This is a genomic window from Lutimaribacter pacificus, assembly GCF_900142185.1.
Taxonomy (GTDB): domain Bacteria; phylum Pseudomonadota; class Alphaproteobacteria; order Rhodobacterales; family Rhodobacteraceae; genus Lutimaribacter; species Lutimaribacter pacificus.
Genome location: NZ_FQZZ01000001.1, coordinates 836443 through 860964 on the forward strand (window position 1 = coordinate 836443; position 24522 = coordinate 860964).

The window sequence follows — 24522 nt, forward strand, 5'->3', positions numbered from 1 at the left end:
GATCATGGCACAGATCATCCTATTCGCACCCCTGATCGGGGCCCTGATCGCTGGTTTCGGCTGGCGCCTGATCGGCGAGACCGCGGCCCAGTGGGTGACCACCGGCCTGCTGTTTCTGTCCTGCGCGCTGTCCTGGCTGGTGTTCCTGACGCTGGATGCCAGCGTCACGCAGCAGATCCATATCCTGGATTTCATCCGATCGGGCACGCTCGATACCGCCTGGGCGATCCGGCTGGACCGGCTGACTGCGATCATGCTGATCGTGGTGACCAGTGTCTCGGCGCTCGTGCATCTTTATTCCTTCGGCTACATGGCGCATGACCACGCCTGGAAAGAGGACGAGCATTACAAGGCGCGCTTCTTCGCCTACCTGTCGTTCTTTACCTTCGCGATGCTGGCGCTGGTGACGGCGGACAACCTTGTGCAGATGTTCTTTGGCTGGGAGGGCGTGGGCGTCGCCTCGTACCTGCTGATCGGGTTCTACTACAAGAAACCGTCGGCCAACGCGGCAGCGATCAAGGCCTTCGTGGTCAACCGGGTGGGGGATTTCGGCTTTATCCTCGGCATTGCAGCGCTGTTCTTCCTGGTCGATTCGATCAGGCTGGACGACGTGTTCGCCGCCGCGCCGCAACTGGCCGAAACGCAGCTGACCTTCCTCTGGCGCGACTGGAACGCGGCCAACCTGGTGGCGGTTCTGCTGTTCGTCGGCGCCATGGGCAAATCGGCGCAACTGTTCCTGCACACCTGGCTGCCCGACGCGATGGAAGGCCCGACGCCGGTGTCGGCGCTGATCCACGCCGCCACGATGGTGACGGCGGGCGTGTTCCTGGTCTGCCGGATGTCGCCGCTTTTCGAATACGCGCCCGAGGCCAAGACGTTCATCGTCTATATCGGCGCCACCACCGCGTTCTTTGCCGCGACCGTGGGCCTTGTGCAGAACGACATCAAGCGCGTGATTGCCTATTCGACCTGTTCGCAGCTCGGCTACATGTTCGTGGCGGCCGGCGTGGGTGTCTATTCGGTGGCGATGTTCCACCTGCTGACGCACGCGTTCTTCAAGGCGATGCTGTTCCTCGGCGCCGGGTCGGTCATCCACGGGATGCACCACGAACAGGACATGCGGAACTATGGCGGGCTGCGCAAGAAGTTCCCGGTGACCTTCTGGGCGATGCTGATCGGCACGCTGGCGATCACCGGCGTCGGCCTTCCGCTGACCACCATCGGTTTCGCCGGGTTCCTGTCCAAGGACGCGGTGATCGAAAGCGCCTTTGCCGGGACCAATGGCGGCTATGGCTTCTGGATGCTGGTCATCGCGGCCCTGTTCACCAGCTTCTACAGCTGGCGGCTGATGTTCCTGACCTTCTGGGGCGAGCCGCGCGGCGACAAGCACACCCACGAGCACGCCCATGAAAGCCCCAATGTCATGCTGGTGCCGCTGGGCGTCCTGGCGATCGGCGCGATCTTTTCGGGGATGGTCTGGTATAACAGCTTCTTCGGCCACACCGACAGCATCGGCAAGTTCTTTGGCGTGCCCTACGCCGAGGCCGGGGCGCATGGCGAAGAGGCCGCGCAGGACGAAGAGGCCGCACATGGCGACGAGGCTGCGGCCGGGGGCGAGCACCACTACGTGCTGACCGGCGCCCCGGGCGAGGGTGCCATTCACATGGCCGCCGACAATCATGTTCTGGACGATGCCCACGCGGTGCCGACATGGGTCAAGATCAGCCCGTTCATCGCCATGGTCCTTGGGCTGCTGACCGCTTACTGGTTCTACATCGTCAACCCGGCGATGCCCCGCCGCCTGGCGGAAACCCAGCGGCCGCTTTACCTGTTCCTGCTGAACAAGTGGTATTTCGACGAAATCTATGATGTCGTCTTCGTGCAGCCGGCCCGGAAACTGGGCGGCCTGCTGTGGAGGCGCGGCGACGGTAACGTGATCGACGGCACGATCAACGGCGTGTCGATGGGGGTCATCCCGTTCTTCACCCGCCTCGCGGGGCGCGCGCAGTCGGGCTACATCTTTACCTATGCATTCTGGATGGTGATCGGCATCGCGGTGCTGGTGACCTGGATGTCGCTCAGCGGGGGGGCGCAGTAATGGACAACCTTCTTTCCATCGTCACCTTCATCCCCGCCATTGCGGCGGCGATCCTGGCGATCTTCCTGCGCGGCGACGATCCCGCGGCGCAGCGCAACGCCAAGTGGCTGGCGCTGATTGCGACCTCGGTCACCTTCCTGGTGTCGCTGTTCATCCTGGCGCAGTTCGACCCCGCCGATACCGGCTTCCAGTTCGTGGAAGAACGCGAATGGCTGATGGGCCTGACCTACAAGATGGGCGTCGACGGGATCAGCGTGCTGTTCGTACTGCTGACCACCTTCATGATGCCGCTGGTCATCGCGGCCAGCTGGGAGGTGAACACCCGGGTCAAGGAATACATGGTCGCCTTCCTGATGCTGGAAACGCTGATGCTGGGCGTGTTCATGGCGCTGGACCTGGTGCTGTTCTACCTGTTCTTCGAGGCCGGGCTGATCCCGATGTTCCTGATCATCGGGATCTGGGGTGGCAAGAACCGGATCTATGCCAGCTTCAAGTTCTTCCTCTATACCTTCCTCGGCTCGGTACTGATGCTGGTGGCGATGGTGGCGATGTATGCGGATGCCGGCACCACCGATATCCCGACGCTGATGAACCACACCTTCGGCTCGGAAAGCTTCAGCGTGCTGGGCATCCAGGTTGTCGGCGGATTGCAGACGCTGCTGTTCCTGGCCTTCTTCGCCAGCTTCGCGGTGAAGATGCCGATGTGGCCGGTGCATACCTGGTTGCCCGACGCCCACGTGCAGGCGCCCACCGCGGGCTCGGTCGTGCTGGCCGCGATCCTGCTGAAGATGGGCGGCTACGGCTTCCTGCGCTTCAGTCTGCCGATGTTCCCGGTGGGGGCGGATGTGCTGACGCCGCTGGTTCTGTGGATGAGCGTGATCGCCATCGTCTATACCAGCCTCGTCGCGCTGGTGCAGGAGGACATGAAAAAGCTGATCGCCTATTCCTCGGTCGCCCATATGGGGTATGTGACGATGGGCATCTTCGCCGCGAACCAGCAGGGTATCGACGGCGCGATCTTCCAGATGCTCAGCCACGGCTTCATCTCGGGGGCACTGTTCCTGTGCGTCGGCGTCATCTATGACCGGATGCACACGCGCGAGATCGACGCCTATGGCGGTCTGGTCAACCGGATGCCGGCCTATGCGCTGATCTTCATGTTCTTCACCATGGCGAATGTCGGCCTGCCGGGCACCAGCGGCTTTGTCGGCGAGTTCCTGACGCTGATGGGGATCTTCCAGGTCAACACCTGGGTTGCGGTGGTCGCGGCCTCGGGCGTGATCCTGTCGGCCTCTTACGCGCTGTGGCTTTATCGCCGCGTGGTCTTTGGCGACCTGATCAAGGAAAGCCTGAAGACGATCAGCGACATGACCGCCCGTGAAAAGGCGATCTTTGCGCCGCTCGTGGTGATGACACTGTGGCTGGGGGTCTACCCGGCGGCGGTGACCGACATCATCGGCCCCTCGGTCGAGGCGCTGATCCAGAATTATGACATGGCCCTGGCCGATGGCGCATCCGCCACCCAGGTCGCCCAAGCCGAGTAAAGGACAGACGACATGATCCAGGCTGATCTGAACATTATCCTGCCGGAAATCGTCATCTCGGTCTTTGCGATGGGCGCACTGGTGGCATCGGTCTATACCGGAAAGGATCGCATGGCGGGGCTGCTGACATGGGTCACCGCGGGCCTCATGGCGCTGGTGGCGCTGTGGATCGCCTTTGTGGGCGGCGGAACGAATGTCGGGTTCGGCGGCATGTTCCACGACGACGCCTTTGCCCGGTTCGCCAAGGTCACCATCCTGCTGAGCGCGGCCGTGGTGCTGGTGATGAGCCAGGATTACATGGCGCGGCGCGGCATGCTGCGGTTCGAATACCCGGTGCTGGTGGCGCTGGCCTCGGTCGGGATGATGGTGATGGTCAGCGCGGGCGACCTGATCGCGCTCTACATGGGGCTGGAACTGCAGTCGCTGGCACTGTATGTCGTCGCCTCGCTGCGGCGCGACAGCATGAAATCGACCGAGGCGGGGCTGAAATACTTTATCCTCGGCGCGCTCAGCTCGGGGCTGCTGCTGTATGGTGCCTCGCTGATTTACGGCTTTGCCGGCACGACGCTGTTTTCCGGCATCATCGCCGCCGCGGGCGAGGGGCAGACGCCGCTTGGCCTGCTGTTCGGCCTTGTCTTCGTGATCTCGGGGCTGGCATTCAAGGTGTCGGCGGTGCCCTTCCACATGTGGACACCCGATGTCTACGAAGGCTCGCCCACGCCCGTTACCGCCTTTTTCGCCACCGCGCCCAAGGTCGCGGCGATGGGCCTGTTCGCCCGCGTGATGCATGACGCCTTTGGCGGCGTCGCGGCCGACTGGGGGCAGATCATCGCCATGCTGGCGGTGCTGTCGATGTTCCTGGGCGCGATCGCCGCGATCGGGCAGACCAACATCAAGCGGCTGATGGCGTTCTCGTCCATCGCGCATATGGGCTATGCCCTGATCGGCCTTGCCGCCGGCACCGCAATGGGGGTCGAGGCGATGCTGATCTACATGGCGATCTACGTCACGATGAACGTGGGCACCTTCGCCTTCATCCTGTCGATGGAAAAGGACGGTCAGCCGGTGACCGAAATCTCGGCGCTGAACCTTTATGCCAGGCGCGAACCGGGCCGGGCGCTGGCCATGCTGATCCTGCTGTTCAGCCTTGCCGGCGTGCCGCCGATGCTGGGCTTTTTCGCCAAGCTGGGCGTGTGGCGCGCGGCGCTGGATGCGGACATGGTGTGGCTGGTGGTGGCCTCGGCCGTGGCCTCGGCCATCGGTGCGTTCTACTACCTGCGCATCGTCTATTACATGTATTTCGGCGAAGAGGGCGAGACGCTGGAAACCGGGCGCGCGCCGGTCCTGTGGGTCTGCCTGATGGGCTCGGCCGCGATCATGGTGCTGGGTATCGTGAACCTTTTCGGCATCGAAGGCGCGGCGGCGGCCGCGGCGGCGACGCTTGTCAACTGAGCTTGCGGCATATCGGATGCGGCGGCGCCCAACGGGCGCCGTTCGCGTTTGGGCGGGCCGGGCATGAGCTGGCCCGCGGGATACGGGCGGCGCGTGCTGGCAGAGGTGGACAGCACCAATGCCGAGGCGATGCGGCTGGTGCCGGTGCTGACCGGGCCGGAATGGATACTGGCGCTGCGCCAGACGCAGGGACGCGGGCGGCGGGGCCGGGCCTGGACCGACCCGCAGGGCAATTTCGCGGGCACGCTGGTTCTGCGCCCCGACGGCCCGCCCGATCACGTGGCGCTGTTGTCCTTCGTCGCGGCGTTGTCGCTGTACGACGCCTGCGTGGCCGCGACCGGCCGGCCCGAGGTTTTCGCGCTGAAATGGCCCAATGACGTGCTGCTGAACGGCGGCAAGCTGGCCGGCATCCTGCTGGAAAGCACCGGCGGCGCGGGCGGTGTGACCCATCTGGCCATCGGAATCGGCGTCAACCTGCGCAGCGCGCCGGACACCGCCGGGGTCGAGGCGCGCGCGGTGCGACCGGTTTCCCTGATGACCGGGACCGGCGCGAATGTCGCGCCCGAGGAATTCCTCGACCTTCTGGCCGAGGCTTTCGCGGCCTGGAAGGCGCGGTTCGACGCCTACGGCTTTGCCCCGATCCGCGAGGCCTGGCTTGCGCGGGCGGCCCGGCTGGGGCAGGAGGTGACGGCGCGGACCATGCGGCAGGCGATCACCGGCCGGTTCGAGACGATTGACGACCGGGGCAATCTGGTGCTTGTGACGGCGCAGGGCCGGGTGGCGATCCCGGCGGCTGAGATTTTCTTTGATGGGGGCGGGGATGCTTCTGGCGATTGATTGCGGCAACACCAACACCGTGTTCTCGGTCTGGGACGGCAAGGCGTTCCTGTGCACCCTGCGCACCTCGACCCATCACGCACGGACGGCGGATGCCTATTTCACCTGGTTTTCGACCCTGATGAAACACTACGGGATAGATGCGGATATCAGCGATGTCGTGATCTCGTCCACGGTGCCGCGCGTGGTGTGGAACCTGCGCGTCTTTGCCGACCGTTTTTTCGGGGTGCGCCCGCTGGTGGTGGGCAAGCCCGAATGCCTGCTGCCGCAGGCGCCGCGCGTCGATCCGGGCACGCAGGTTGGGCCCGACCGGCTGGCCAACGCCGCCGCCGCCTTCGACCGGCATGGCGGCGACGTGGTGGTGGTGGATTTCGGCACAGCCACCAATTTCGACGTGGTCGCGGTGGATGGCGCCTATGTCGGCGGGGTGATCGCGCCCGGCGTGAACCTGAGCCTCGAGGCGCTGCACATGGGCGCGGCGGCGCTGCCGCATGTCGACATCACCCAGCCCGAGCGGGTGATCGGCACCAATACCGTGGCCTGTATTCAATCCGGCGTCTTCTGGGGCTATACCGGCCTGATCGAAGGGATCACCACGCGGATCAAGGCCGAGTATGGCCGCCCGATGAAAGTGGTCGGCACCGGCGGGCTTGCGCCGCTATTCGCGCAGGCCGAGGATCTGTTCGACTGTATCGAGGACGATCTGACCATGCACGGTTTGACCGTGATCCATGCCTATAACAAGGAAAACGGCAGCATATGAGCAGAGATAAACTGATTTACCTTCCCCTTGGCGGTGCCGGGGAAGTGGGAATGAATTGTTACGTATTCGGCTATGGGCCCGAGGATCGCGAACGCCTGATCGTCGTCGATCTGGGCGTCACCTTTCCCGACATGGACGGCACGCCCGGCGTGGACCTGATCATGCCGGATATCGCCTGGCTGGAAGAGCGGCGCGACCGGATCGAGGCGATTTTCATCACCCACGCGCATGAGGATCACGTCGGCGCGGTGGGCCATCTGTACGAACGCCTGGGCGCGCCGGTCTATGCCCGCGCCTTCACCGCCCATATCGCGCGCGGCAAGCTGGCCGAATACGGGCTGTCGGACAAGGTGGTGCGCACCGTGTCGGCCTGGCCCGAAACCGTCACCGCGGGGCCGTTCACCGTGGGGTTCCTGCCGGTGTCGCATTCGATCCCCGAAACCAGCGGGCTGGTGATCGACACGCCCGACGGCCGTGTCGTGCATACCGGCGATTTCAAGCTCGACCCGACCCCGATCGTGGGCGAGGCATGGAACCCCGAGCTTTGGGCCGAGGTGGCGCAGCCCGGGGTCAAGGCGCTGATCTGCGATTCCACCAACGTGTTCTCGCCCGATCCGGGGCGCTCGGAATCCGATATTGCCGACAACCTCGAGGCGCTGATCTCCGAGGCGCGCGGCATGGTCGTGGCCACCACATTCGCCAGCAACGTGGCGCGGCTCAAGACGCTGGCCGATGCGGGGCACCGCGCGGGCCGGTCGATCTGCCTGATGGGGCGTGCCATGCGGCGGATGATCGAGGCGTCGGTGACCACCGGCGTCCTGGCCGATTTCCCCTCGGTCGTCAGCCCCGAGGACGCGGCGCAGATGCCGCGCGACAACGTGATGCTGCTGGTCACCGGCAGCCAGGGCGAACGCCGCGCCGCCAGCGCGCAGCTTGCCAATGGCAAGTATAACGGGATGCGCCTGAAAGAGGGCGACCTGTTCCTGTTCTCGTCCAAGACGATCCCGGGTAACGAACGCGGCGTGATCCGCATCATCAACCAGTTCTCCGAGATGGGCGTCGACGTGATCGACGATCAGGGCGGGCGCTATCACGTGTCGGGCCACGCCAACCGGCCCGACCTGACGGCGATGCACAAGCTGATGAAGCCGCAGATCGTGATCCCGATGCATGGCGAACACCGCCACCTGCGCGAACATGCGCGGCTGGCGCAGGCCAACGGGGCGCAATCCATCGTCGCGGTCAACGGCACGATGGTATCGCTGTCGGGCAACGCGCCGCAGATCGCGGGCTATGTGGAAACCGGGCGCACCTATCTGGACGGCTCGGTGCAGATCGGCGCGCTGGACGGGATCGTGCGCGACCGGATTCGCATGGCGCTGAACGGGCATGTGGTGGTGTCGGTCGTTCTGGACGAAAACGACGAGCCGCTGGGCGAGCCGTGGTGCGAGCTGAAGGGGCTGCCGGAAATCGGCCGCTCGAACGCACCGCTGGTCGACGTGCTGGAAGAAGACCTGGACCAGTTCGTCGGGCGCGCGGGGGCCAGGACCCGTGGCGACGACGACAAGCTGGAAGAGGGGATCAGGCGCATCGTGCGCAAGACCTGCCTCGACGAGATCGGCAAGAAGGCCGAGGTGACGGTGATCGTCAGCCGGCTTGAGGCCTGATCGCGGCACCGGGCGCATTCCGAAAGACAAAAAAGGCGGCCTTCGGGGCCGCCTTTTCCTGTCCCGTGTCGCCGTTTCGTCAGCCGGTGCGGCGTTCGTCGAAACTCAGCGCGATGAAGCTGGGCAGGTGATCGCCCATGCCCACGACCTTGTCATCCTTGCCACGCCCGCCGCCGCGGCGGTCGGGTTTCGGCTTGTCGTCCTTGCGCGCGGGTTTCTCTGCGGCCGGTTCGGCGGAAACATCGGGTTTCCCGGCCTCGGCGCTGTCCCTGGCCGGCCTGTCCCGGTCGGACTTCCGCGACCGGCTGCGCGAGGACCGGCGCGGCTTGCCCTCGTCCGCGTCGGCGTCATCCGCCGCGGCGGGGCTTTCGGTGGCCTGGCCGCCCAGCGGGTTGTCGATGCGCGGAATCTCCTGCTGCACCAGCCGTTCGATCGCGTCGAATGCCTTTTCGTCGCGCGGGGTGCAGATCATCAGGGTGGTGCCCTTCTTGCCCGCGCGGCCGGTGCGGCCGATGCGGTGCACGTAATCCTCGGCATGGCCGGGCACGTCGAAATTGAACACGTGGCTGACATCGGGGATGTCCAGTCCGCGCGCCGCCACGTCCGAGGCCACCAGGAACCGCAGGCTGCCGTCGCGGAATCCGTCCAGCGTCCGCATCCGCTGGCTCTGGTCCAGGTCGCCGTGGATCGGGGCCGCGTCATAGCCGTATTTCTTCAACGACTTGGCGACGATATCGACATCCGTCTTGCGGTTGCAGAAGATGATCGCGTTCTTGCACTTGTCGCCCTCGGCGTCGATCAGCGCGCGCAGGAGGTTGCGCTTTTCGCTGCCTTCGCGGTCGCGGCGCGAGCCTTTGAACATCACCACGCCCTGCTTGATGTTCTCGCCGGTCGTGGCCTGGCGGGCCACCTCGATCCGTTCGGGGGCCGACAGGAAGGTGTTGGTGATCCGCTCGATCTCGGGCGCCATGGTCGCGCTGAAGAACAGCGTCTGGCGGGTAAAGGGCGTCAGGCTGAAGATGCGTTCGATATCGGGGATGAACCCCATGTCGAGCATCCGGTCGGCCTCGTCCACCACCATGATCTGCACGCCGGTCAGCAGCAGCTTGCCGCGCTCGAAATGATCGAGCAGCCGGCCCGGCGTGGCGATCAGAACGTCGACGCCGCGGTCGATCAGCTGTTCCTGCTCCTTGAAGCTGACGCCGCCGATCAGCAGCGCCTTGGTCAGCTTCATGTACTTGGTGTAGGTATCGAAATTCTCGGCCACCTGGGCGGCCAGTTCGCGCGTCGGGCACAGCACCAGGCTGCGCGGCATCCGGGCGCGGGCGCGGCCCTTGGCCAGCAGCGTGATCATCGGCAGCGTGAAGCTGGCGGTCTTGCCGGTGCCGGTCTGGGCGATGCCCAGAACGTCACGCCCCTGCAGCGCGGGCGGAATGGCGCCGGCCTGGATGGGCGTGGGCGTTTCATAGCCCGCATCTTCGATGGCTTTGAGAACTTTCGGGTCGAGATTGAGGTCGGAAAACTTCGTCATGTGTGTCCGTTGTTTACGGACACGTCTTGGCCCGCAGCGTCTGAATCGGGTCAGGCCCGTATGGCCCCGCGGCTGTTCGCGTGATGAACCCCTGAGCGGCACTTAGCGCAAAGGCCTGTGGGGGTCAATGCGGGCGCGTCGGGAAAGCCTTGCGCTGTGGTCATATCCGGGTAAATCGGTCGGCTGACGGCGGATTGTTTCCCAGATATGGTCAAATCCCGGGAAAATGGCGTTCGCGTTTCGAATCCAGGTTCAACCGATGGCTGTGCAGCAACCCGTGGCTGTCCAGCCGGTCCAGCAGGTCGGGGCTTGCGGTGCAGACCCGGTCGTAGAACCGGCGTATCGCCTCGTCGCCGCCCTCGGCGATCAGCGTCCCGAACAGCTCATGCATGGTCAGCGCGCCTTTCCGGCCGGGTTTCAGCTCGGCCCGGTAGGAGCCTTTTTCAAGGCGATAGTCCAGCGCGCGGCGGAAGCTGTCCCAGCTTTCGGCGTGCATGTGCAGCAGCATCGTATCGGTCAGCGTCGCCTCGCCCGGGTTCATGTCGTCGCCGACCCAGATGTTGTGGATCTGCACCTTCAGGCCCTCGACCCCGGTGCGATAGATCATCTTGCCCGCGACATGGCTGAGGAACCCGCCGTTCAGATGCGCGCCGTAATCGGGCCAGATCCCGGCGGTCTGGCGGTCGCGGGTGGGGCGGTCGGGGGCGCAGGCCTTGAAATGGGTGACCGGGCCGGGGCCCGCCAGCGCCTCGGCCGGGCGGATGCGCGCGCCCATGCAAGTGGCGGGCAGGGCGGCCAGTTGCCCGGCCAGCGGGGTGGCCGGCCAAAGAAATTCGTCCACGTCGATATGGGCCAGCCAGTCCACCTGCCCGGTGGCGCGGTCATAGGCGTGGCGCGCGTTTTCGAACTGGCGCGACTGGTGCTTGACGCGCCGCTTCATCCCCAGCTTTCGCCAATAGGCGTCGTCGGTCATCACGGGGCGGCATTTCGGATGCGCCTTGAGCGCGTCGAACGCCGCGCGATTGTCGTCGTCGAGATAGAGAAACAGCCGGTGCGCCCCGAGGTCGAGGTGATGGGCCGCGAAATTCAGCACCTCGGTCACCGGCGCCTTGATCGTTGCGACGATCCCCCATTTCGGCGCCGCCATCACGCGCCCTCCGGCAGCGGGCCGAAATGCCGGGCCACGGCGCCGTCCAGGTCGAGCGGGTGTTCGATCAGCATATCATGCGCGCGCAGCCCGGCCACAAGCTGCGGCGTCGCGGTGCAGACCTCGTCGAAAAAGCTGCGCAACCCGGCCTCGCCCTCGGAGTCGATCAGGAAATCCAGCACGTCGCGCAGTTTGAACGCCTCTTTCTCGGCCTTGCGATAGGAACCGCGCGTCATGCGGAACTCCAGATGGGTGCGGAAACTGTCCCAGTCCGGCGCGTGGGCATGGCCCAGCAGCAGGCGCTCCTCGCGCAGGCGGTTGGCGACCGGCGCGCCCTCGTGGCTGAGCGTATGCAGCCCCAGGCGCAGGCCGGGGATGCCGGTGCGGGTGATCAGCTTGCCCTCGAGATGGCTGACGAAGCCGCCGCGCAGATGCGGGCCGAATGTCGGGTAAAGCTCGGCCAGAACGGCCTTGTCCTGCCCGGCCATGCGCGGGGTGGTCTTGAACATCTCGGGCGCGCTGCCCGCCAGCAGCTCGACCGGGGGCATCAGCAGCGCGGCCTGATCGGCGGGCGCGGCGGCCAGCAACTCGGGCAGGCGGGCCTGCGGCAGCAGGAATTCGTCGATGTCGATATGGGCCAGCCAGTCGAGATCGGTGCCGTTATAGCATTGCGTCGCCACCCAGACCTGCCGCAGCTGGTGCGCCTTCATCCGCGGTTTCTTTTGCGTGTCCCACCAGTCATCGTCGCAGGTGACGACCTCGACCGAGGGGTTTCGGGACAGGAAGGCCGCGGTATCCGGCGCGGGCGTATCGAGACAGAGCGTCACGCGCGCCGCCCCCAGGTCGAGGTGATGGGCGGCAAAGCGCGCGATGCGCGGCAGCGGTGCATTGGTCAGCGTCACGGTGCCCCAGCGGATCGCGGAGGCATCGGTTTTCACCGAGGCGGGCACGGGGGCGTCGACCGGGGCGATGTCGGCGGGTTTGCGTGTGCGCAGGCCCTCGGCCGCCAGTTGCTTCCCGCGCCGGGCACGCATGATCCGCAACCGGCGGAACACGCCGCCGGGGTCGTGGATCAGCCGGTTCAGCAGGTCATGGGCCAGCGGCGCGAGCACCGCATCGCCATCCGCATCCTGCCAGAGCCGCCCCAGCATGTTAACGTCCAGCCCACCGCCCGCGATGGAATAGGCGTCCATTTCCAGCGGCAGGCGCGGGGCGGATTTCCGTTTGATGGCAAAGGCCTGGTCGGGGGTCGAGCCGGAGTAGAGCCGCTCGGTCTCGTACAGTTTCATCGTTCCGAACAGCACGGTCAGCGACTGTCCGACGCGGCGCTGCGTTTCGGTCGCGCCGTGATCGCCGAATGTCGTGATCGCCGAGACCAGCCAGCGCGCATCCAGCCGGGCCAGCAGGTACTCGGCCTCTTCCGCCCAGAGTCGTTGAAACAGCGCCGCGCAATGGGCGGGCTGATCCCGGCGGCGCAGGTTGGCGATCAGCAACCCGTGCAGCCGCAGAAGTTCGGGCAGGGTGTCAAACTCTTTCGCCAACTCCCTGAATTTGCGGGCATATGTGCTGCGCGATCCGGCGACTTCGGGGGCGCGGCCATCGACGCGGAGGGCTTTCAGCGGCGCGAAATCCACGTCGGGCGGCGGCAGCGCCTCGCCCGGGCCATAGACCAGCGGATCGCGGCGCCCCTCCATCTGCTGCAGGATCGCGGGAAACCCGCCGGGATAGGTTGGGTCGGGGTCGTTCATGGCGCGAAGATGGCCTGTGCCCGGGGATTGCGCAAGATGGCCATTCAGCCCGGCGGCAACGGGTCACCAGCATCGAGATCGGGGCCATCGCCACGCGCCGCCTCGACCCGGGCGCGGACAAGCGGATTCGCATCCTGCGGCCAGACCCCGCTGAGCGCAAAGCGGAACCGCGCCGAGGCGGCGGCCTCGCGCTCGATCGCGTCGATCAGCGTGGCCCCGTTGCGGACGATCAGAGCCTCCAGCGGGCCGGCGGCGATCATGGCGACGTCCTCGGGCGTGTCGGCCTGCCGCAAAAGCCGGTGCACAAGTGCCAGGCCGGTATCGGGGTGGTCGCTGCACAGGCTGTCGCACAGCAGGTAGGTCCAGGCATCGGGATGGTCGCGCAGCGCCGCCTCGGACGGATCGTCGGCCGCGGTGTCGCGCAGATAGGTCAGCAGCCGCTCGGCCAGGCGGTCCAGCGGCAGGTCGCCCGGCGGCAGGCTGCCGGGATCGACGCCAAGCGCCTGCGCCACGAGATCGCGGGGAAGGGTGGTCATCGTGCTGTCCTCTGCCATGCCCGGAATGCAGCATGGCCTGCCATGCGCCGCCCTGCAACCGGGGAGAGCGCCCTATTCGCTGGACAGCAGGGCGCGCGCCTCTTCGGCATAGGCGAATCCGGGGTCGAGTTCGAGGGCGCGGGCGACCTCGGCCCGGCCTTCGGCTGTCCTGCCCGCGGACAGCAAGGTGCGACCGTGGCGATAGGCGAAAACCGCATTCTGGGGGGCGGCTGCCGCGATCTCGTCGTACAGCGCCAGCGCCTTGTCGGTCTGGCCGGTGGCAAGCTGCGCCCAGGCCAGGGTGTCCATGACGGCAGGCACCTGCCCGGCGTATTCGGCGGCGGACTCGGCCAGGGTCAGGGCGCGGGCCGGATCGTCGGACACGAGCAGAGCGGAAAGGTTGTTGGCTGCAACCCAGTTCTCAGGCTCGGCCTGTAGCGCGCGTTCATAGCTGGCCATCGCTGCGCCGGGCTGACCGGCACGCTCCAGCAGGGTGGCCTGCCAGACATGATCGGCCGCCGCTGCATCGTCGCGCGACGACAGCCGTTCGGCCAGCGCCAGTGCGGCATCGGTCTCGCCCAGCCGCTGTTGGACAAGGCTGAGCCCCTTGAGCAGGCGGCGGTCGTCGGGATGTGCCTCGAGCCCCTCCTGAAAGATCGCGCGGGCCTGCTCATACTCGTTCATCGCGCCCTTGAGGCGGCCCAGTTCGACAAGGATGGCGGCATTCCCGGCAAAGGCGGCGCGGCCCTTTTCCAGCGTGTCGACCGCCCCGGCCAGCGCGCCGTCGCGCCTTTGTGCCTCGGCCAGCCGCAGCACGAGGTTCGGTTCATCAGGCGCGGCGGTAACGGCAGAGCGATAGGTTTCCGCCGCCTCGGCGAACATCTCGGCCCGCAACTGGGCAAAGCCCAGGGCGGTCAGGCCCACCGCATCGTCGGGGCGGCTGGCAACATAGGCGGCCATTACCGTGGCCGCATCGCCCGCCCGGTTCTGCCCGATCAGAAGCTCGGCCAGCCGGAGCCGGGGATAGAGGCGATCCATTGGGGCGTGTTCGACCGTCTTTTCGTACCACGAGATCGCGTCCGCGGCGTGCCCCGCCTTTTCGGCGCTGACGCCCAGGTTTTCCAGCGCAAGCCAGTTCAGGGGGTCCTTGGCGACGGCGGCAAGATAGGTGTCGCGCGCCTCGTTGCCGCGACCGAGCGAGGCGAGGATATCGCCCTTGGTGACAAGCGGGCCGGCATTGTCGTCATAGAACCGGTCGGCCTGGTCGAGCGCGGCGATCGCGTCCTCCATGCGGTCGAGATTGGCCAGCGTCAGGCCCAGCAGGTACCAGACATCGGGCTGTTCCGGGCTTTCGGCCAGCAGCGCCCGGGTCAGGGTTTCGGCACGCTCGAATTTCGAATCCGACAGGGCATCACCGGCCTGGCGCAGCCGGATTGCCTGCCCGGCCGTCAGTCCTTCGCCTGCGCGCGGGATATCGGGCGCCGCGATGCTGCGCCCGGGCGCGGGAAACTGGTCGAGCGAGAATGTGGCGGCAGGCAGGGGCGGGGCGGCCAGCAGCGAAATCGCGGCCAGGCCCGAGGGCAGCCAGGGAAATGATAACGGGCGGAAGGGCATAATGAATTCCCTTGCAGATGGTATTGAAAAGAACTGGTACAAGTGTAGCCGCAGAATGCGCAATCGTCCATGATGAAGCCGCGGTTCCCCCAAACCGTCCTGGGACCATCGCCATGCGGCGTTCACGAAACCTCGACAGACTTGGCTTTTCGTGTTAAAAAAAATGTGAAGGGCGATATTTCCCGCCCTTCTTCAGCGTAGCGGTCGCAGGGCTGTCATGGCCCGCATATTAACGATGGTCGGCCGTTCTTGGACATTGATTTTGACGGGTCGGCCGTCGGGCTGGTGACGGCGTTTATTCTGGATGGCTGATTTCGTCCAAATCTGATTAGCAAAGGGGGGCTTTCCTTTGAGACTATACCAAACATGGGCGGCGGTAGCCGCGCTAACCCTTGCCGGTGGGGTCGCATCCGCGGATTCGATCGACCCGGACACGTTTACGGCCGACCTGGCCGTGGGCGAAAGCGTAACCATCACCAAGACCGTGGTGATTTCCCAGGGCTCGCCGACCACGGCGCCGCTGGACGTCATGTTCCTGTTCGACACCACGGGCAGCATGGGCAGCCAGATCAACAACGCGAAATCGGCCGCGGGCGATATCATCTCGGGCCTCGGCGGGATCGGCGACACCCGGACCGGTGTGGCCTATTACGACGACGTTGCGGGGGCGTTCTCGACACCCGGCACAGGCGCCTGTGCCCCGAGCGAGTGCGGCATCATCTCGGACCTATCGGGCACCGCGGCGAACACCATCTCGGGTATCAACACCCTGTCCGCCAGCGGTGGCGGTGACCTGCCGGAAGAGGGCAATCTTGGTGTTCTGGAGGTTGTGAACAACGCATCCTGGCGCCCGGATTCCAACAAGTTCATCGTCATGCTGGGGGATTCGGCGTTCAAGACCCCGCCGGCGGATGCAACCGTCATGGCCGCGCTCGCGGCCGAGGGCGTCAGCCTGATCGGCATCAACTATGGCGGTTCGGCTTTCGAGAATGACGTCCTCAGCCTTGGCGGCACGGTATTCTCCGGGTCCGGCGGTGGCGCGGACATTCTGGACGACATCATTGGCAGTATCTCGGCCGCCTTCGCCGAATATGACGAGGTGACCCTTACCGACCTGGGGGCCGCCGCGCCGGAGATCTCGGTAAGCATCACCTGCACCGGGGCCGATAGCGGCGCATGTAACGGTGCCGTTGCCGAAGGCGACTATGACCGTTCGGTGGAGCGCACCTTTACCTTCGACGTGACCTTTACCCGCGATGCCGAAGGCGACAAGGACTTCTCGCTGTTCGCCACCACGGATGGGCGCATCGTGGCCGAGGAACTGGACAGCTTCCCGGGCGATGGTGCGGTTATCCCGCTGCCGGCCGCAGGCTGGATGCTGGTTTCGGGTCTGGCAGGTCTCGGCTTTGTCGGGCGTCGCCGCCGCAAGAGCTGAGCCGCGAGGCTGAGACAAGAACGATCGGAGGCCCCCGTTTCGGGGGCCTCTTTTTTCTGGTCCCGATGACGGAACGCCCGCCGTTTCCGCCGCGCGCCTTGCCTCAGACCATCATTTCCTTGGTCGCCGACAGTTTCACGTCCGGGTAGTCGCGTTCGATCCGGTCGATATCCCATTGCAGGCGCGTCAGGTACACGATGTCGCCATCGTGATCGTGGGCGATATGCTGCTTGTTGGCGGCGGTGAACTTGTCCACGGCTTCCTTGGGGCCGGTGACCCAGCGGGCGCTGGTGAATTGCGAGGATTCGAAGCGCACCGGCAGGCCGTATTCCAGCTCGATCCGGCTGGCCAGCACCTCGAATTGCAGCGCGCCCACAACGCCCACGATAAAGCCCGAGCCGAAGGAGGGTTTGAACACCTTGGCGGCGCCTTCCTCGGCGAATTGCATCAGCGCCTTTTCCAGGTGCTTGGCCTTCATCGGGTCGCCCGCGCGGCAGGTTTGCAGCAGTTCCGGCGCGAAAGAGGGGATGCCGGTCACGCGCAGCTCCTCGCCCTCGGTCAGGGTGTCGCCGATGCGCAATTGCCCGTGGTTGGGGATGCCGATGATATCGCCGGCCCAGCCCTCTTCGGCCAGTTCGCGGTCGGAGGCGAGGAACATCACCGGGTTCGACACGGTCATCGGTTTCCTGCTGCGCACATGGGTCAGTTTCATGCCGCGCCTGAAGTGCCCCGAGGCCAGCCGGACGAATGCCACGCGGTCGCGGTGCTTGGGGTCCATGTTGGCCTGCACCTTGAAGACAAAGCCGGAAACCTTTGATTCCTCGGGCGAAATCTGGCGCGGTTCGGCCGATTGTGGCTGCGGTTGGGGGCCGTACTCGGCGATCCCCTCCATCAGTTCCTTCACGCCGAACGAGTTGATGGCCGAGCCGAACCAGATCGGCGTCATATGCCCTTCGAGCACCGATTGCGGGTCGAGCGGGGGCAGCAGTTCGCGCGCCATCTCGACCTCTTCGCGCAGTTTCTCCAGCAGGTGTGCGGGCACGTGTGCGGCCAGTTTCGGATCGTCCAGCCCGTCGATCTGGATCGACTCGGCCACCTTGTTGCGGTCGGCGCGGTCCATCAGTTCCAGCCGGTCGTGCAGCATGTCGTAACAGCCCAGGAAATCGCGCCCCGTGCCGATGGGCCAGCTTGCCGGCGTCACGTCGATGGCCAGCATTTCCTGGATTTCGTCGATGATTTCGAAGGTGTCGCGGCTTTCGCGGTCCATCTTGTTGCAGAAGGTCAGGATCGGCAGGTCGCGCAGCCGGCAGACCTCGAACAGCTTTTGCGTCTGGCTTTCCACGCCTTTCGCGCCGTCGATCACCATGATCGCCGCATCTACCGCCGTCAGCGTGCGATAGGTATCCTCGCTGAAATCGCTGTGGCCGGGCGTGTCGACAAGGTTGAAGCGGAAGGTCCTGAAATCGAACGACATCGCCGAGGCCGAGACCGAGATGCCGCGATCCTGTTCCATCTTCATGAAGTCCGAGCGCGTGCGCCGCGCCTCGCCCTTGGCGCGGACCTGTCCGGCCATCTGGATCGCACCGCCGTAAAGCAGGAATTTCTCGGTCAGGGTCGTCTTGCCCGCATCCGGGTGCGAGATGATCGCAAAGGTGCGGCGCCGCGCGATTTCGGGCGGCAGGTCGGGGCGATTTGGAGCGGCGTCAAGCATGAGCGCGCGTATAGGTAAGGTTTCGGGCGATGGCAAGAAAATGCGCCTGCCACCGGTGCCGGTGCCACCGGGCGGTCAAACTGCCGCGCGCCCCCTTGCAGCCCCTTGGGCGCAACACTAAGACTCCTTTAGGAAGTGAACGCTAATCATCGGCAACAAATCTTAAGCAGGCGGGCGGAAATGAAAGATCCTCTAGACATTTACATGAACACTCTGGTGCCCATGGTGGTCGAGCAGACGAGCCGCGGCGAACGCGCCTACGACATCTTCTCGCGCCTGCTGAAGGAACGGATCATTTTCGTCAGCGGCCCGGTGCATGACGGCATGTCGTCGCTGATCGTGGCGCAGCTTCTGCATCTCGAGGCGGAAAACCCCTCCAAGGAAATCTCGATGTATATCAACAGCCCCGGCGGCGTGGTGACGTCGGGCCTGTCGATCTATGACACGATGCAGTATATCAAGCCCAAGGTCAGCACGCTGGTGATCGGGCAGGCCGCCTCGATGGGGTCGCTGCTGCTGACGGCGGGCGCCAAGGGGATGCGGTTCAGCCTGCCCAACAGCCGTATCATGGTGCACCAGCCCTCGGGCGGGTACCAGGGTCAGGCGACCGACATCATGATCCACGCCGAAGAGACGCTGAAGCTGAAGCGGCGCCTGAACGAGATCTACGTGAAACATACCGGGCAGGATCTGAAAACGGTCGAAGCCGCGCTGGAGCGCGACAATTTCATGAGCCCCGAGGACGCGAAGGACTGGGGCCTGATCGACGAGATCGTCGAAAGCCGCACCGCGGGCGAGGACGACAAGTAACCCCTGTGCCGCACCGCGCCGGTGTGGCACAATTTTCGCATTGTCGGCGCTGGGCGGCTGTTCTAGGCTTGTCCCGGCGCATGACACCGGCCCGCGGGCCGGGAAATGCACGACGAGGCCTGAAAGGGACGACATGGCGACGAATTCCGGCGGCGACAGCAAGAACACGCTCTATTGCAGCTTTTGCGGCAAGAGCCAGCACGAGGTGCGCAAGCTGATCGCGGGCCCAACGGTGTTCATCTGCGACGAATGCGTCGAGTTGTGCATGGACATCATCCGCGAAGAGACGAAAAGCGCGGGGCTGAAATCCACCGACGGCGTGCCCACGCCCCGCGATATCTGCGAGGTGCTGGACGATTACGTGATCGGGCAGGCGATGGCCAAGCGCGTGCTGTCGGTCGCCGTTCACAACCATTACAAGCGCCTGAACCATGCCGCGAAATCCAGCGATATCGAACTGGCGAAATCCAACATCCTGCTGATCGGCCCCACCGGCTGCGGCAAGACGCTGCTGGCGCAGACGCTGGCGCGAATCCTCGACGTGCCGTTCACCATGGCCGACGCCACCACCCTGACCGAGGCCGGTTACGTGGGCGAGGATGTGGAGAACATCATCCTCAAGCTGCTGCAATCCTCGGAATACAACGTGGAGCGCGCGCAGCGCGGCATCGTCTATATCGACGAGGTCGACAAGATCACGCGCAAGTCGGAAAACCCCTCGATCACCCGCGACGTTTCGGGCGAGGGCGTGCAGCAGGCGCTGCTGAAGCTGATGGAAGGCACCGTTGCCAGCGTGCCGCCGCAGGGCGGGCGCAAGCATCCGCAGCAGGAATTCCTGCAGGTCGACACCACCAACATCCTGTTCATCTGCGGCGGCGCCTTTGCCGGGCTGGACCGGATCATCGCGCAGCGCGGCAAGGGCAGCGCGATGGGGTTCGGCGCCGACGTGAAAGACCCCGACGCGCGTCGCGTCGGCGAATTGTTCGCCGAGCTTGAGCCCGAGGATTTGCTGAAATTCGGCCTGATCCCGGAATTCGTCGGCCGCCTGCCGGTGATCGCCACGCTTGAGGATCTGGACGAGGATGCGCTGGTCACCATCCTGACCGAGCCGAAGAACGCGCTGGTCAAGCAATACCAGCGCCTGTTCGAACTGGAAGACGTGCAACTGACCTTTACCGACGACGCGCTGACGGCGATCGCCAAGCGGGCGATCCAGCGCAAGACCGGTGCGCGCGGGCTGCGCTCGATCCTCGAGGATATCCTGCTGGACACCATGTTCGAACTGCCGGGCATGTCCGATGTGCAGGAAGTCGTGGTGAACGAAGAGGCGGTAACCTCGGACGCCAAGCCGCTGCTGATCTACTCCGAAAAGAAAAAGGAAGGCGCGAACGCGGGCTGACCCGCGCGCACCCCGTGCCATCCGGTGAGATAAAGGGGCCTGCGGGCCCCTTTTCCACGTTTTGCGCGGGCATGTTCCCGCGCGCCCGTGCCCGGTTTCGCACTGGACCTTCGGCCCCGAATGCGCCATATCAGGGGCGGTATTTTCGGAGGCACCCATGGGCATCACCACCTTCATCAAGCGTATCTTCATTTGGTGGAACGGCCAGACCCTCGGCACGCAGCTTTTCACCTGGCGCAAGGGCGAGAAGGTCGGCGAGGACGAGCAGGGCAACATCTTCTACCGCTCGCGCGACGGCAAGCGCCGCTGGGTCATCTTCAACGGCGAGGTCGAGGCCAGCCGCATCAGCCCCGACTGGCATGGCTGGCTGCATCACACCTTCGACAACGTGCCGGGCGACCATCCGCTGCCGCACAAGGCATGGGAAAAGCCGCACAAGGAAAACCTGACCGGGTCGCCGCTGGCCTATGCGCCGGCCGGCTCGATCCGCCGGGCCGAACCGGCCGAGCGCCGCGATTACGAGGCCTGGAGCCCGGAATAAACCGATGTCGCATTCCACCACGGAAATCCTGGTCGGCGGCGCGGTCCTGGCGGCCGCGATCGGCTTTGTCGTCTATACCGGCCAGACCACGGGATTCGCCACCACCGCCACGGGCTATCCGCTGACCGCCTCGTTCCGGTCGATCGAGGGGGTGAACGTGGGCACCGACGTGCGGCTGGCGGGCGTCAAGATCGGCACCGTGACCGATATCGCGCTCAACCCGCAGACTTTTCGCGCCGACACCACCTTTACCGTTTCGGACGGGATCGAGATTCCCGACGACAGCGCGGTGGTGGTGTCGTCCGAGGGGCTTCTGGGCGGCAATTTCGTCGAGATCATGCCGGGCGGCTCGCCCTTCAACCTGGAGCCGGGAACCGAGATCGAGGATACCCAAAGCTCGGTCAGCCTGGTGTCGTTGCTGCTGAAATTCGTGTCGGGCGGGGGCGAGGAGCAATGAGGGGCCTGCTGCTTGCCGGGCTGCTGCTGGGGGCAAGCGCGGGTTGGGCCGAGACCGTCAGCCGGGGCAATGGCGCGGTTCTGCGCGTGCTCGACAAGCTGACGGGCGATCTGCAGGATGTGGAACTTGCCGATGGCGACGCGGCCCCGATGGGGCGGTTGCAGGTCGAACTGGCCGAATGCCGCTACCCCGAAGGCAACCCATCGGGCGACGCCTATGCCTTTGTCACGGTGCGCGACACCACGGGCGAGCCGGTGTTTTCCGGCTGGATGATCGCCTCGTCCCCGGCGCTGAACGCGCTGGACCATCCGCGCTATGACGTCTGGGTCATCCGCTGCAAGACATCCTGAGCGTTTTCGGGCAGGGCAAGGTCGGTGAAATCCGCATCGCCTTCCAGCGCCTCGGCCAGCCGCGCGCGATATTCGGCGCGGGGGATTTCCATGGCCCCGAGGGACGCCAGGTGCGGGGTCAGGAATTGCGTGTCGAACAGGGTGAAACCGCAGCGCCGCAGGTGATCCACCAGCCATGCCAGCGCGATTTTCGACGCATCGCGGCGGCGTGAGAACATGCTTTCGCCGAAAAACGCCCGGCCCAGCGTCACGCCGTAAACCCCGCCGATCAGCGTCTTGCCGCCTGCGTCCCATATTTCAAGAGAATGGGCGTGGCCCAGCTCGAAAAGCGACAGGTAAAGGGTGCGGATGCGGTCGGAAATCCAGGTTTCCTCACGATCCGCGCAGCCATCGAGGACGCCCGTGAAATCGCGGTCGATGGTGACGCGGTAATTCTGCCCGCGCAGCGCGCGCCGCAGGCTGCGCGAGAGGCGGAACCCGTCCAGCGGGATCACGCCGCGCCGGCGCGGATCGACCCAGAAAAGATCGGGATCGTCGCGGGTTTCGGCCATCGGAAAGACACCCGCCGCATAGGCGCGCAGCAACAGCTCGGGGCTGATATCGGGGTCGTCGCGTGGCATGGGGGTGAGTCTGCCCGATCGCGGGGAAAATGGCGAGAGGGGGGAACGATGCACCCAGCCCGGAACAGCCGCGCAGCGGCCCGGGCATCGCACGGCCGCCCCCCGGCCGGGCGATTGGCTGCCGCAAGTGCCACGGTCTGAGGGAGGATGTGGCTGCACTATAAACTGCCACGAACAGACGTCGGATCGCCCGACCGCGGCCGTGCGATGCCCTCTGTTGCGAACTGCCTGAACGCTGGCAAGCGTGCACGCCGGTTCAACAGGCCGCCACGACGGGCGGCCTGCTTAGGAAATCACGCCTGCAAATTCGTCTCGAGCCAGCGTTCCAGCCAGTGGATGTTGTAGGTTCCGCTGTGAATGTCGGGCTCTTGCAGCAGCGCGTGGAACAGCGGCACCGTGGTGTCGACACCGTCCACGATCAGCTCACCCAGCGCGCGGTTGAGGCGCGACAGCGCCTCGGCGCGGTCGCGGCCATGCACGATCAGCTTGCCGATCAGGCTGTCGTAATAAGGCGGTATCCGATAGCCGTCATACAGTGCCGAATCCATCCGCACGCCCAGCCCGCCCGGCGCGTGATACTGGGTGATGGTGCCGGGGCAGGGTGCGAAATTCGGCAGCTTCTCGGCGTTGATGCGCACCTCGATCGCGTGGCCGTTGATCTCCAACTCGTCCTGGGTAAAGGACATCGGCAGCCCTTCGGCGACGCGGATCTGCTCGCGCACCAGGTCGACGCCGAAAATCGCCTCGGTCACCGGGTGTTCGACCTGCAGGCGGGTGTTCATCTCGATGAAATAGAACTCGCCATCCTCGTAAAGGAACTCGATCGTGCCCGCCCCGCGATAGCCCATTTCGGCGATCGCGTCGGCACAGATCGCCCCGATGCGCGCGCGTTCCTCGGCGCTGATGGCGGGGCCGGGGGCCTCTTCGAACACCTTCTGGTGGCGCCGCTGGAGCGAGCAGTCGCGCTCGCCCAGATGCACGCCGCCGCCCTTGCCGTCGCCGAAGACCTGGATCTCGATATGGCGCGGCTTTTGCAGGTATTTCTCGATATAGACCTCGTCATTGCCAAAGGCCGCCTTGGCCTCGGACCGCGCGGTCTGGAAGGCGCGCTCCATCTCGGCCTCGGATTGCGCGACCTTCATGCCGCGCCCGCCGCCGCCGGCGGTGGCCTTGATGATCACGGGATATCCGAAATCGGCGCCGATCTTCTTTGCCGCCGCCACGTCCGGCACCCCGCCTTCCGAGCCGGGCACGACCGGGATGCCCAGTTTCTTCGCGGTGTCCTTGGCGGTGATCTTGTCGCCCATGATGCGGATATGTTCCGCCGAGGGGCCGATAAAGGTGATGTCGTGATCTTCGACGATCTGCACGAAATTGGCGTTCTCGCTCAGGAAGCCATAGCCGGGGTGGATCGCCTGCGCGCCGGTCACCTCGCAGGCCGAGATGATGGCCGGGATCGACAGGTAGCTGTCGGTGCCCGGCGGCGGTCCGATGCAGACCGATTCGTCGGCCATGCGCACATGCATCGCGTCGGCATCGGCGGTCGAATGCACCGCGACCGACTGGATGCCCATCTCGCGGCAGGCGCGGATGACGCGGAGCGCGATTTCGCCGCGATTGGCGATCAGGATCTTGTCGAACATGATCGCCGCCTCACTCGATGATCATCAGGGGTGCGCCATATTCCACCGCGCCGCCGTCCTCGACCAGGATGCGTTTCACGGTGCCCGCGCGGGGGGCGGGGATATGGTTCATGGTCTTCATCGCCTCGATGATCAGCAGCGTGTCGCCCTCGGCCACCTTGTCGCCGACGCCGACAAAGGTCGGTGCGCCGGGTTCGGGTTGCAGGTAGACGGTGCCGACCATGGGCGAGGTCACCGCGCCGGGGTGGCTGGCGGGATCGGCCTCGGGCGCCGGGGCCGCCGCGGGGGCGGGGGCTGCCGGGGCGGCGGGGGCTGCCGGGGCGGGGGCCGCCACCTGCGTCACCACCTGGGGGCCGCCACGGCTGACGCGGACATTCAGGCTGTCGTTCTCGCCGTATTCGCGCATCACCTCAAGTTCGGTCAGCTCGTTCTCGCGCAGCAGTTCCGCCAGTGCCTGGATGAAAGTCACGTCGGCATCATGGTTTTTCTTGTTCATCTGTGTCCTCGCCGGTTCTGTCCGTCGGGCGCATTCATATGGCCCGGCCTCTGACCGCCGCTTATAGGGGATAGCTGACCCGACGAAAAGCGGCGGTTTCGGGTGAATTTGGGGGTTTTGCCA

The 24522-nt window shown here is 65.5% G+C and carries 21 protein-coding genes; 12 read left to right on the forward strand and 9 right to left on the reverse strand.

Annotation, left to right across the window (positions count from 1 at the left end):
• Positions 1-4: 4 nt before the first annotated feature.
• The 6 genes from nuoL to F3H87_RS04175 all read left to right on the forward strand — a co-directional run bounded on the left by nuoL (position 5) and on the right by F3H87_RS04175 (position 8361).
• Complete coding sequence (gene nuoL, locus F3H87_RS04150) at positions 5-2098, forward strand: NADH-quinone oxidoreductase subunit L (protein ID WP_149786306.1); 2094 nt, start codon at positions 5-7, stop codon at positions 2096-2098.
• Entirely contained in the window at positions 2098-3642 is a 1545-nt protein-coding gene (locus F3H87_RS04155; RefSeq protein ID WP_149786305.1) for an NADH-quinone oxidoreductase subunit M, read from the forward strand. The genes nuoL and F3H87_RS04155 overlap by 1 nt, the downstream gene beginning before the upstream one ends.
• Positions 3643-3654: 12 nt before the next feature.
• The gene (nuoN, locus tag F3H87_RS04160) at positions 3655-5094 is read left to right on the forward strand and encodes an NADH-quinone oxidoreductase subunit NuoN (RefSeq protein ID WP_149786304.1); all 1440 of its coding nucleotides are present in this window, start codon (positions 3655-3657) and stop codon (positions 5092-5094) included.
• A 63-nt stretch (positions 5095-5157) separates the two neighbouring features.
• Positions 5158-5931, forward strand: a complete 774-nt coding sequence (locus F3H87_RS04165; protein ID WP_149786303.1) for a biotin--[acetyl-CoA-carboxylase] ligase — start codon at positions 5158-5160, stop codon at positions 5929-5931.
• Positions 5915-6694, forward strand: a complete 780-nt coding sequence (locus F3H87_RS04170; protein WP_149786302.1) for a type III pantothenate kinase — start codon at positions 5915-5917, stop codon at positions 6692-6694. Before F3H87_RS04165 ends, F3H87_RS04170 begins: the two co-directional genes overlap by 17 nt.
• Positions 6691-8361: a ribonuclease J gene (locus F3H87_RS04175; RefSeq protein WP_149786301.1), complete on the forward strand. Its 1671-nt coding sequence runs from the start codon at positions 6691-6693 to the stop codon at positions 8359-8361. Before F3H87_RS04170 ends, F3H87_RS04175 begins: the two co-directional genes overlap by 4 nt.
• Positions 8362-8440: 79 nt before the next feature.
• Here the strand turns inward: F3H87_RS04175 and F3H87_RS04180 are convergent, their stop codons facing one another.
• The 5 genes from F3H87_RS04180 to F3H87_RS04200 all read right to left on the reverse strand — a co-directional run bounded on the left by F3H87_RS04180 (position 8441) and on the right by F3H87_RS04200 (position 14937).
• The gene (locus tag F3H87_RS04180; protein ID WP_149786300.1) at positions 8441-9892 is read right to left on the reverse strand and encodes a DEAD/DEAH box helicase; all 1452 of its coding nucleotides are present in this window, start codon (positions 9890-9892) and stop codon (positions 8441-8443) included.
• 211 nt (positions 9893-10103) lie between these two features.
• Positions 10104-11039 (reverse strand): glycosyltransferase family 2 protein, encoded by a 936-nt coding sequence (locus tag F3H87_RS04185; RefSeq protein ID WP_149786299.1) that lies wholly within the window; start codon positions 11037-11039, stop codon positions 10104-10106.
• On the reverse strand, positions 11039-12787 hold the full coding sequence (locus F3H87_RS04190; RefSeq protein ID WP_149786298.1) for a glycosyltransferase family 2 protein: 1749 nt from the start codon (positions 12785-12787) through the stop codon (positions 11039-11041). The genes F3H87_RS04185 and F3H87_RS04190 overlap by 1 nt, the downstream gene beginning before the upstream one ends.
• Positions 12788-12831: 44 nt before the next feature.
• Complete coding sequence (locus tag F3H87_RS04195) at positions 12832-13323, reverse strand: DUF6869 domain-containing protein (RefSeq protein ID WP_149786297.1); 492 nt, start codon at positions 13321-13323, stop codon at positions 12832-12834.
• Between the two features lie 72 nt (positions 13324-13395).
• Positions 13396-14937, reverse strand: a complete 1542-nt coding sequence (locus tag F3H87_RS04200) for a tetratricopeptide repeat protein (RefSeq protein ID WP_149786296.1) — start codon at positions 14935-14937, stop codon at positions 13396-13398.
• A 349-nt stretch (positions 14938-15286) separates the two neighbouring features.
• Here F3H87_RS04200 and F3H87_RS04205 point away from each other — a divergent pair, with 349 nt between their 5' ends.
• Positions 15287-16372, forward strand: coding sequence for a VPLPA-CTERM sorting domain-containing protein (locus tag F3H87_RS04205; RefSeq protein WP_149786295.1), 1086 nt, complete (start codon positions 15287-15289; stop codon positions 16370-16372).
• 103 nt (positions 16373-16475) lie between these two features.
• On the opposite strand, the gene F3H87_RS04210 is transcribed toward F3H87_RS04205, so the two are convergent.
• The gene (locus tag F3H87_RS04210) at positions 16476-18083 is read right to left on the reverse strand and encodes a peptide chain release factor 3 (protein WP_149786294.1); all 1608 of its coding nucleotides are present in this window, start codon (positions 18081-18083) and stop codon (positions 16476-16478) included.
• A 180-nt stretch (positions 18084-18263) separates the two neighbouring features.
• On the opposite strand from F3H87_RS04210, the gene F3H87_RS04215 reads away from it, so the two are divergent.
• From F3H87_RS04215 to F3H87_RS04235, 5 genes are all read left to right on the forward strand, one after another.
• Entirely contained in the window at positions 18264-18893 is a 630-nt protein-coding gene (locus F3H87_RS04215; RefSeq protein ID WP_149786293.1) for an ATP-dependent Clp protease proteolytic subunit, read from the forward strand.
• A 133-nt stretch (positions 18894-19026) separates the two neighbouring features.
• Positions 19027-20292 carry an ATP-dependent Clp protease ATP-binding subunit ClpX gene (gene clpX, locus F3H87_RS04220; RefSeq protein WP_149786292.1) on the forward strand — a complete coding sequence of 422 codons (1266 nt, stop codon included), beginning with the start codon at positions 19027-19029 and terminating at the stop codon, positions 20290-20292.
• 157 nt (positions 20293-20449) lie between these two features.
• Positions 20450-20833: an NADH:ubiquinone oxidoreductase subunit NDUFA12 gene (locus F3H87_RS04225; protein WP_149786291.1), complete on the forward strand. Its 384-nt coding sequence runs from the start codon at positions 20450-20452 to the stop codon at positions 20831-20833.
• 4 nt (positions 20834-20837) lie between these two features.
• Positions 20838-21290 carry an outer membrane lipid asymmetry maintenance protein MlaD gene (mlaD, locus tag F3H87_RS04230; RefSeq protein ID WP_149786290.1) on the forward strand — a complete coding sequence of 151 codons (453 nt, stop codon included), beginning with the start codon at positions 20838-20840 and terminating at the stop codon, positions 21288-21290.
• The gene (locus F3H87_RS04235; protein ID WP_149786289.1) at positions 21287-21640 is read left to right on the forward strand and encodes a DUF2155 domain-containing protein; all 354 of its coding nucleotides are present in this window, start codon (positions 21287-21289) and stop codon (positions 21638-21640) included. The genes mlaD and F3H87_RS04235 overlap by 4 nt, the downstream gene beginning before the upstream one ends.
• On the opposite strand, the gene aat is transcribed toward F3H87_RS04235, so the two are convergent.
• The 3 genes from aat to accB form a co-directional block, all read right to left on the reverse strand.
• Positions 21604-22260, reverse strand: coding sequence for a leucyl/phenylalanyl-tRNA--protein transferase (aat, locus tag F3H87_RS04240; RefSeq protein WP_149786288.1), 657 nt, complete (start codon positions 22258-22260; stop codon positions 21604-21606). The genes F3H87_RS04235 and aat overlap by 37 nt on opposite strands.
• A gap of 293 nt (positions 22261-22553) precedes the next feature.
• On the reverse strand, positions 22554-23903 hold the full coding sequence (gene accC / locus F3H87_RS04245) for an acetyl-CoA carboxylase biotin carboxylase subunit (protein WP_149786287.1): 1350 nt from the start codon (positions 23901-23903) through the stop codon (positions 22554-22556).
• Between the two features lie 10 nt (positions 23904-23913).
• Positions 23914-24399 carry an acetyl-CoA carboxylase biotin carboxyl carrier protein gene (gene accB, locus F3H87_RS04250; protein WP_149786286.1) on the reverse strand — a complete coding sequence of 162 codons (486 nt, stop codon included), beginning with the start codon at positions 24397-24399 and terminating at the stop codon, positions 23914-23916.
• Positions 24400-24522 lie beyond the last annotated feature (123 nt).

Excerpts from the sequence above, each read along its gene's own strand:
- nuoL (WP_149786306.1), top strand. The coding sequence starts at position 5 with ATGGCACAGATCATCCTATTCGCACCCCTGATCGGGGCCCTGATCGCT.
- F3H87_RS04155 (WP_149786305.1), top strand. The coding sequence starts at position 2,098 with ATGGACAACCTTCTTTCCATCGTCACCTTCATCCCCGCCATTGCGGCG.
- nuoN (WP_149786304.1), top strand. The coding sequence starts at position 3,655 with ATGATCCAGGCTGATCTGAACATTATCCTGCCGGAAATCGTCATCTCG.
- F3H87_RS04165 (WP_149786303.1), top strand. The coding sequence starts at position 5,158 with ATGAGCTGGCCCGCGGGATACGGGCGGCGCGTGCTGGCAGAGGTGGAC.
- F3H87_RS04170 (WP_149786302.1), top strand. The coding sequence starts at position 5,915 with ATGCTTCTGGCGATTGATTGCGGCAACACCAACACCGTGTTCTCGGTC.
- F3H87_RS04175 (WP_149786301.1), top strand. The coding sequence starts at position 6,691 with ATGAGCAGAGATAAACTGATTTACCTTCCCCTTGGCGGTGCCGGGGAA.
- F3H87_RS04180 (WP_149786300.1), bottom strand. The coding sequence starts at position 9,892 with ATGACGAAGTTTTCCGACCTCAATCTCGACCCGAAAGTTCTCAAAGCC.
- F3H87_RS04185 (WP_149786299.1), bottom strand. The coding sequence starts at position 11,039 with ATGGCGGCGCCGAAATGGGGGATCGTCGCAACGATCAAGGCGCCGGTG.
- F3H87_RS04190 (WP_149786298.1), bottom strand. The coding sequence starts at position 12,787 with ATGAACGACCCCGACCCAACCTATCCCGGCGGGTTTCCCGCGATCCTG.
- F3H87_RS04195 (WP_149786297.1), bottom strand. The coding sequence starts at position 13,323 with ATGACCACCCTTCCCCGCGATCTCGTGGCGCAGGCGCTTGGCGTCGAT.
- F3H87_RS04200 (WP_149786296.1), bottom strand. The coding sequence starts at position 14,937 with ATGCCCTTCCGCCCGTTATCATTTCCCTGGCTGCCCTCGGGCCTGGCC.
- F3H87_RS04210 (WP_149786294.1), bottom strand. The coding sequence starts at position 18,083 with ATGCTTGACGCCGCTCCAAATCGCCCCGACCTGCCGCCCGAAATCGCG.
- F3H87_RS04215 (WP_149786293.1), top strand. The coding sequence starts at position 18,264 with ATGAAAGATCCTCTAGACATTTACATGAACACTCTGGTGCCCATGGTG.
- clpX (WP_149786292.1), top strand. The coding sequence starts at position 19,027 with ATGGCGACGAATTCCGGCGGCGACAGCAAGAACACGCTCTATTGCAGC.
- F3H87_RS04225 (WP_149786291.1), top strand. The coding sequence starts at position 20,450 with ATGGGCATCACCACCTTCATCAAGCGTATCTTCATTTGGTGGAACGGC.
- mlaD (WP_149786290.1), top strand. The coding sequence starts at position 20,838 with ATGTCGCATTCCACCACGGAAATCCTGGTCGGCGGCGCGGTCCTGGCG.
- F3H87_RS04235 (WP_149786289.1), top strand. The coding sequence starts at position 21,287 with ATGAGGGGCCTGCTGCTTGCCGGGCTGCTGCTGGGGGCAAGCGCGGGT.
- aat (WP_149786288.1), bottom strand. The coding sequence starts at position 22,260 with ATGCCACGCGACGACCCCGATATCAGCCCCGAGCTGTTGCTGCGCGCC.
- accC (WP_149786287.1), bottom strand. The coding sequence starts at position 23,903 with ATGTTCGACAAGATCCTGATCGCCAATCGCGGCGAAATCGCGCTCCGC.
- accB (WP_149786286.1), bottom strand. The coding sequence starts at position 24,399 with ATGAACAAGAAAAACCATGATGCCGACGTGACTTTCATCCAGGCACTG.